A 1,003-nucleotide genomic window follows, 5' to 3' on the forward strand; every position below is an offset into this window, starting at 1 on the left:
CACTGTTTCTTTCAAGGCTGTAGTACCGGAGTCATGTCGATGGAGAGCCAAAGATTGGACCTAGCTAGGGTGATTGGAACTGAAGTCACTCTGAAGTTATGTTACTGCAATGCCATTATCGAAAAGTAATTAACTGGTCTTGGCTGATCGAATTGTGTTGTTTCTTCACCACATATAATGAGGCTCTCTTTTATCGGTTCTTCTGTTAGAACAGAATCACTGAAGGGAATACCAATGACATAGTATCCCAGTATCCCATCAGTCATTGTTCTAGGACGGATACTGTATCTCCAAGGCTGCTCAATAGGATCACCAAAATGTTGCTCTATGAACTTGTACGCTTCCGCAGCTTTAGCCCAAGAAATATAGGCGATAGCTAAAAGTAATGGGTTATTTTTCTTATCCTTATTGTTTACCTCTTCATCAAGGCTGACTTCATACCCTAATGCTTCACTCGCCCAATGTGACTCTAGCTGGCGCTGCTTATTTGAAGCTCGCTCAGCGATTTCAGAATACTTAAATACTTCAGGAAAAAAGTGTTCGCTTTCAATAAGTGCCCGAAAAATCAGATTGCTATCAAGTGGTATTGGCAAAGAATCCAATTCATTGCCTATGGCGCTTAATTCCTGTCTGTGATTATTCAATAGATGGTTGGCTAAGTGATCTGTTTTCGTAGCTAAGTGCACTGGTGAGTAGTTAGAAAGAAACTGAGCTAACTTTGTATCGCTTGATTCTATTTGGGTGCTTTTAATGCCTGCATGATCAAAGCTCACGCTCATAGCTAGATTATAGGCACTCCTTTTTTTACTATTCTGAAGCCCATTGATGACATCGATTTCAAAATGATAGAGATCTTTTATGCTGTCGATTGCCCATAGGTGAGTGCATTGAACTCGTTGAGTAAAGGCTGGATGCCAAAGGTTCAAATAGTATTGGCTACAAATCTTTTTAGCCATTCCATTCATTACTGAGCCATTTACAACTAAATCTAGAAAGCCAAAAT

Annotated in this window: 1 protein-coding gene; it reads right to left on the reverse strand. The window is 39.9% G+C overall.

Features of this window, described 5'->3' with window-relative positions; translation table 11 throughout:
- Positions 1-101: 101 nt before the first annotated feature.
- The coding region (locus tag AB4405_RS24340; RefSeq protein ID WP_372063116.1) for a hypothetical protein at positions 102-1,003 on the reverse strand (902 nt) is incomplete at its 5' end.

Source organism: Vibrio sp. 10N.261.51.F12, assembly GCF_041471725.1.
Taxonomy (GTDB): domain Bacteria; phylum Pseudomonadota; class Gammaproteobacteria; order Enterobacterales; family Vibrionaceae; genus Vibrio.